We start from the raw sequence: 3,372 nt of genomic DNA on the forward strand, positions 1-3,372 counted from the left end.
CTCGACGATCTCCGTCATGCCGGGCTTGAGATAGTACATGCCGCCGACGTCCATCTCGCGGGCGCGGCGCTTGCCGAGATCGGAGAACCACAGCCCGCCCTGCTTGTCGAACACCAGGTCGTTCGGCCCGCGCAGCGCGTGCTCGCCGCACTTGCTCACGACGGTCTCGACCTTGCCGGACTGCAAATCGATGCGCTGGATCGAGCCGCCCTGATAGTCGTCGGGCTGCGGCCCCGGCATGATGGTGTTGCGCGTCGGAATCCAGGAGAAGCCGCCATTGTTGCAGATGTAGATCTTGCCGTCGGGGCCGAGAGCGGCGCCGTTCGGCCCGCCCGGCACCTTCGCCACCACTTCCTTGCGGCCGTCGGGCCAGACCCGGGTCAGGCGCTGGCCGCGGATTTCGACCAGCACGACCGAGCCGTCCGGCATCGCGACCGGGCCTTCGGGAAATTCGAGGTCGGTGGCGAGAATGCGGACGCTGGACATCGGATAATCCTCCCGGCCTGTTATGAACTTGCCCCGGTCTCCGACGTCGGCCCCGCACGCAAGAATGACGTGTGGTTATGACAAAGTCGCCCGGCCTTGCCAAGCAAGCGGGCAGGTATGCCAGATTCTCTAATTGCGCATGATCCTGCCGGAAAACCGCTTCACACTTTTCCGGATCATGCGCGGCGTCCGGTCTTTCACCGGCACCCGGATCTCGAAGCCGCCATTGCCGGTGGTGGAATCAAAGTTCTCGCCATAGCCGCCTTCGCGGCTAGACTGGCCCCGACCAAACGCATCGAAGCGGCCATCAGAAGCAGCGGAGGAAGCCATCATGAAGATCACCGACGTGCGGGCGCATCACATCCGCATCCCCTATGACGCCGGCGTTGCGAGCTTTCGCCAGGGCGCTTCCGCCATCTCCGCGCTCGACATGGTGCTCGTCGAGGTCACCACGGATGCGGGGCTGACGGGCTGGGGCGATGCCTTCGCCTATGTCTGCCCGCGCACCACGGCGAGCGCGATCGACGAGATGATCGCGCCGCAGGCCCGCGGCCTCGAAGTTCCCGACGCCAAGGGCATCCCGGCCGTGATGGAGCAGATCCAGCGCAACCTGCATCTGTTCGGCCGCTACGGCATCACGATGTTCGCGATCTCCGGGCTCGACATCGCGCTGTGGGATCTCGCCGGCAAGATCGCGGGCGTGCCGCTGCACCGGCTGATCGGAAGGACCAGGCGCGCCTCGATTCCGGCCTATGCCAGCCTGCTGCGGATCGGCGCGCCCGAGCACATCGCGGCCGAATGCCGGAAGGCGCTCGCTCTCGGCTACGGCGCGATCAAGCTGCACGAGACCACCGCGGCCGCGGTGTTCGCCGCGCGCGAGGCGATCGGCCCCGACATCCCGCTGATGGTCGACATGAACTGCCCGCTGACGGCCGAGCAGGCGATCGCGTTCGCGGCGGAGTGCCGCGCGGCGCGGCCGATGTTTCTGGAGGAGCCGGTGTGGCCGCCGGAGGACTTTGCGGGGCTCGCCGAGGTGCGCCGCAAGGGCGGGCTCGACATCGCGGCCGGCGAGAATGCCTGCACCGTGTACCAGTTCGGCCAGATGATGCGCGCGGGCGCGGTGAGCCATGCGCAGCCCTCCGTGATCAAGGTCGGCGGCGTCACCGAATTTGCGAAGATCGCGGCGCTCGCCGACGAGCTCGGCGTCGAGATCGTGCCGCACTCGCCTTATTTCGGGCCCGGCCTGCTGGCGACGCTGCACTTGCTGGCGCTGCGCGACGACGGTTTCGTCGAGGTGTTCCACCTCGAGCGCCCGGCCTGCCTCTGGAACGGCCGCGTCGACGCCGACGCGCGCGGCCACATCTCCGTGCCGCAGGGACCCGGGCTCGGCTACGAGCCCGACCCCGAGGTGATGGAGCGCTACCGCGTGAGCTGACCCCGCGCGCCGCCTACTTGTCCTTCGCAGCCGGCGCTTCCTTGGCCGGCGGCGCGTCGGCCTTCTTCTTCAGGTCATCGGAAAACTTCGTTTGCGCCGCCTGGAGATCGCCAAAACTCTTCTGCAAACCGGTCACAGTTGCCTTCAGCGCCTCGATCTGGCGATTGGCTGCATCCAGCTTCTGCTGATGATCGAGCGTGAGCTTCGCGATCGTCTTCTGCAGGAAGTCGACATTGCTCTGCAGGCAGCTCGTGCGCCGCTCCCAGGTCTTTTCCACCGTGCAGATCTCGATGCCGGGCACGTCCTGCGCGCGAAGCGGCATCGCCAGCAAGGTTCCAGACAGAAAACCCAGGAGACAAATCGCGGCTACCCTTCCCGGCATGCAGGTTCCTCATTCATCGATCACGGCAATTTGCGCGGATCGCGCTTTGCCCCGCGACGATACCATACTCGCACCGCATTCTCGCGTTGAGGTCGCGGGCTTCCTTCACGGGGAGCGGATGATCCGTCGGCGTCGTGGGCGCGCGCCGCGGCCTTTCATTTTCGGGGAGACTTTTTCGATGGCAACGCGCGAAAGACGACTGGCCGAGTTCAACGGCGAGGGAGAGCCGCCGCCCGGCATGCCGGTCGAGGTGCTTTGCGAGGACCACAGCGGGACCTATCAGCTGCCGTTCGCCTGCCGCTACGTCAGCGGACGCTGGCAGAACGACGAAGCCGGCATCGCCGTCGAGGCGACCGTGATCGGCTGGCGCTTCCCGCGCGTGAAGCAGACGGACACGGTCCAGCGCTGACGAGCGCAGGAGAAGGCCACCCGAGCCTGTCTCAAAATGCGACGGGAGGCCGGGCCGCCTTAACCTTCGGAACGCGGCCCGAACGAATCGCGTCCGAATCAGCCGCGATGCTCCGTACGCGCCTGTTCACGGCTAGATGTCGTCGCCGCGCCGATCGCGTGCACAAGATCGAGGACGGGCGAGGCGCGGGTGCAGCCGGCGGCCGAGGACGAAGGTTAACCCTTCCGGAGCGGCGGCGGGTCGGGCGCCGCCGGCTTTTCAAAATGTGAGGCTCAACCCCATGCACAGTGGCCGGCGACTGCCCGGCCACGCTTCGTATTTTACGAAATTGACTTGACGCGTCGGGCAAATCAGGGGTACTATGCTATCCTTGAGGAGTTAGTTCGTTAGGGCCGTCGTCTTCCGCCCGCGACGCGGCCGCTCGAGATGGACGCCCATCAACTGGAACCGGCCCTGGTTCGCGCAGCTCGGCCCAGAACGCAAAACCCCTGCCCGCCAGCCTGACGACGCGCGCCCGCTTGTCCACGACATCGGCGACCCGCTCGACCGCGCGGGATAGCGTCTCCCGCGCGAGGAGCCTTTCGCGAGTGCCTCAGGGAAGCCATCGGCGTCCTCAAATGCGGTTGCCGAGAATGGCGCCCTCGTAGATCGCACGCTTGG

5 protein-coding genes are annotated in these 3,372 nt (G+C 66.6%); 2 read left to right on the plus strand and 3 right to left on the minus strand.

Annotated features, from left to right (window positions below; translation table 11 throughout):
• Both KGM94_RS24425 and KGM94_RS24430 read right to left on the minus strand, forming a co-directional pair.
• Positions 1 to 486: SMP-30/gluconolactonase/LRE family protein (locus KGM94_RS24425; protein ID WP_300265053.1), on the minus strand; the 486-nt coding region annotated here is incomplete at its 3' end.
• Positions 487 to 615: 129 nt separating this feature from the next.
• Entirely contained in the window at positions 616 to 819 is a 204-nt protein-coding gene (locus KGM94_RS24430; protein ID WP_300265056.1) for a hypothetical protein, read from the minus strand.
• On the opposite strand from KGM94_RS24430, the gene KGM94_RS24435 reads away from it, so the two are divergent.
• On the plus strand, positions 818 to 1,921 hold the full coding sequence (locus KGM94_RS24435) for a mandelate racemase/muconate lactonizing enzyme family protein (protein ID WP_300265059.1): 1,104 nt from the start codon (positions 818 to 820) through the stop codon (positions 1,919 to 1,921). The genes KGM94_RS24430 and KGM94_RS24435 overlap by 2 nt on opposite strands.
• A gap of 13 nt (positions 1,922 to 1,934) precedes the next feature.
• Here the strand turns inward: KGM94_RS24435 and KGM94_RS24440 are convergent, their stop codons facing one another.
• Positions 1,935 to 2,243 carry a hypothetical protein gene (locus KGM94_RS24440; protein ID WP_300265062.1) on the minus strand — a complete coding sequence of 103 codons (309 nt, stop codon included), beginning with the start codon at positions 2,241 to 2,243 and terminating at the stop codon, positions 1,935 to 1,937.
• Positions 2,244 to 2,481: 238 nt separating this feature from the next.
• On the opposite strand from KGM94_RS24440, the gene KGM94_RS24445 reads away from it, so the two are divergent.
• On the plus strand, positions 2,482 to 2,712 hold the full coding sequence (locus KGM94_RS24445; protein ID WP_300265065.1) for a hypothetical protein: 231 nt from the start codon (positions 2,482 to 2,484) through the stop codon (positions 2,710 to 2,712).
• Positions 2,713 to 3,372: the final 660 nt, after the last annotated feature.

It is taken from the genome of Bradyrhizobium sp., from assembly GCF_028868675.1.
Taxonomy (GTDB): domain Bacteria; phylum Pseudomonadota; class Alphaproteobacteria; order Rhizobiales; family Xanthobacteraceae; genus Bradyrhizobium.

Coding starts and splice junctions, on each gene's coding strand:
- KGM94_RS24430 (WP_300265056.1), bottom strand. CDS start 819: ATGATGGCTTCCTCCGCTGCTTCTGATGGCCGCTTCGATGCGTTTGGT.
- KGM94_RS24445 (WP_300265065.1), top strand. CDS start 2,482: ATGGCAACGCGCGAAAGACGACTGGCCGAGTTCAACGGCGAGGGAGAG.
- KGM94_RS24440 (WP_300265062.1), bottom strand. CDS start 2,243: ATGCCGCTTCGCGCGCAGGACGTGCCCGGCATCGAGATCTGCACGGTG.
- KGM94_RS24435 (WP_300265059.1), top strand. CDS start 818: ATGAAGATCACCGACGTGCGGGCGCATCACATCCGCATCCCCTATGAC.